This is a genomic window from Limnospira sp. PMC 289.06, assembly GCF_032350395.1.
Classification (GTDB): Bacteria; Cyanobacteriota; Cyanobacteriia; order Cyanobacteriales; family Microcoleaceae; genus Limnospira; species Limnospira platensis.
This window is the reverse complement of record NZ_JARPLC010000259.1, coordinates 1-2,163: the sequence shown is the minus strand read 5'-3', so window position 1 is coordinate 2,163 and position 2,163 is coordinate 1. Positions and strand designations below refer to the sequence as shown.

At 46.0% G+C, this 2,163-nt stretch carries 2 protein-coding genes; both read right to left on the bottom strand.

The features are described 5' to 3' along the window. Nucleotides 1–39: 39 nt before the first annotated feature. Nucleotides 40–588 (bottom strand): inorganic diphosphatase, encoded by a 549-nt coding sequence (locus P5674_RS24260; protein ID WP_006615875.1) that lies wholly within the window; start codon nucleotides 586–588, stop codon nucleotides 40–42. A 417-nt stretch (nucleotides 589–1,005) separates the two neighbouring features. Continuing rightward, nucleotides 1,006–2,040: an RNA-guided endonuclease InsQ/TnpB family protein gene (locus P5674_RS24255; protein WP_006616010.1), complete on the bottom strand. Its 1,035-nt coding sequence runs from the start codon at nucleotides 2,038–2,040 to the stop codon at nucleotides 1,006–1,008. Nucleotides 2,041–2,163: the final 123 nt, after the last annotated feature.

Sequence of the window (2,163 nt, the reverse complement as noted above, 5' to 3'; positions counted from 1 at the left end):
CACCCCCTTAACGTAGGTCTAATCCTGGACCTGCATCGATCATCTCCTTTGAGGAATAATTTCCGGCTCCTGCAGGAAATTACCGGATTTTATGCAAGAGGCTTGCACTATAGCTTGTACCTTGTCCACATCTTGCCAACCCAGAATTTCTGTGACTTTTTTCTCAAGATTTTTGTAGGTTCTGAAAAATTCCGCAATTTCCTCTAGGCGGTGAGGTGCGATATCTTTCAGAGATTTTACCTCACTATAGCGGGGGTCTTTGGCAGGAACACAGAGAATTTTCTCATCGCGATCGCCACCATCAATCATTTCTAGCATACCAATGGGCCGCGCCGCAATCACACAACCAGGAAATGTCGGTTGATCCATCAACACCATGCCATCAAGGGGGTCTCCATCATCCGCTAAAGTATTCGGGATAAACCCATAATCATAGGGGTACTGAACAGAGGAGTATAAAACCCGATCTAGGGCGAAGGCTTGTAAATCTTTATCAAATTCGTATTTATTTTTACTCCCCGCAGGAATTTCGATCAACACATTGACCAATCCTGGTTTCGGTTCCGGGGGAATAAGTGATAAGTCCATATTTGTCGTTCTCCAAGTTGATGTTTCATACTTCCCACTAAGGGGATTTATTCAGAGGCTAGGCTGGCTGAGATAGGATTACCCTTACCCCAGTGCTTGCCAAATCTTGCTCAGGGTTGACCCAGAAACTTAGCTTAACCGCCGATAAGCCCCGCGCTATAGCCGTAAGGTTAGCGTCCGGTTGACACTCTAGCGCCGTAGAAGGCGGAGATTTTTAAGAGATTTTCACTCTTAACGGCTGTGCCAAACAACCCCCAGACACTCCGCTTAAAGCATTGTGCTTACTTTTCCTCAATATATTAGCCGCCCCGTTACAGTCCGCGTTAACCAGAAAACCATCTTTCGTTCGATACAGCCCCCGTTTAAGCCGTTGGCTAGAGAATTTAGACTCTCTCGGTTTATCGGTGTTTCGGCAATTTATCCCCCAATAGGAAAACTAGCTTTAGAAGTATACGATTCCTCCTGTTCAACGTAGGAGATACCGTATCTCCCCCGCAATGCTTTCAGTTTAGCTCTAAAACTGGCGTGGGGAATTTGAAGGAAGTTCTGGTTATTGGGGCTGGCGATATTAATCTCCGGCTTGATACCGACGTTAAAACCTACCACAATTTGAGCGATTCGGTTCTCGATACAGTGATTAACAATGTAACGGGCGGCTTTGTTGAGATAATCCCTAACCTTGTTATGGCGATTCCGCGTTACCCTAGTCTGGCGCTCCTTTATTCCCTCGATTTTCTGCAAATCTTTAATCGATTGCAGTCGGGCGTTCTCTTTGTTGTACCAACGGTTAAGGGATTTCAGTTTTTTGCCATCCACGATAAAGGATGCCCCGTTGGTATCGACGCAAGTAGCCAGATTGTCAAGTCCGATATCGATCTCTAGAGCCGTATCGGGTTCGGTGGGAACGGGAGTTTCTTCCACCTCGTAAATAAACTCCACGTCAAAAAAACGGGCGTTATATCGAGGGTGAATCCAAACTTCCTTGAGAGTATCGGGAGCGATTCTTTCCGGGAAAGGAATCCAAATTTCGCCCCGCAAGTTGCCCAAGTCGCGAGACACGGGAACTCTAAATTTTCCGTCCTTGATTTTAACCCTCGGCCTAATCCGGACGAAATAAGCGTCTTTGGGCCGGTAGTGAGGGAGTCTAACTTTCTGTGGAAAGGTCTCCTCTTTGAGGGCCTGGCTCAAACGGTAGAAGCTCCGAAAAGTGCGATCGACTACTTTAAGAGTTTGTTGGGCTATATCGGTGTTCAACCGTTTATAGTTCGAGTTTCCCTTACAGTAGTGATAGTTGGACTCGTAGCAAAGATGTTTCCCATCTTGGAAGTAATACTGCCATTGAGTGTAAATTCCTACATTGTAGAGATTTTTACTCAGTCGGCAGAGTTCCCCCAAGGCTTTCAACTCTCGCACTGGAAGTCCTCGTATCTGGTTCTTTTGAGTCAGGTACATAGCTTCTCACTAGAACTATGTGTATTTTAGTGAGAAGTGTCTCCAATGTAAAGCCGTGCTGGAAGCACGCAGCAATTCTCATTTTGGAAATTCAACTGCTATCGGGTGGGATGTCTAACTCGA

Coding starts and splice junctions, on each gene's coding strand:
- P5674_RS24260 (WP_006615875.1), bottom strand. CDS start 588: ATGGACTTATCACTTATTCCCCCGGAACCGAAACCAGGATTGGTCAAT.
- P5674_RS24255 (WP_006616010.1), bottom strand. CDS start 2,040: ATGTACCTGACTCAAAAGAACCAGATACGAGGACTTCCAGTGCGAGAG.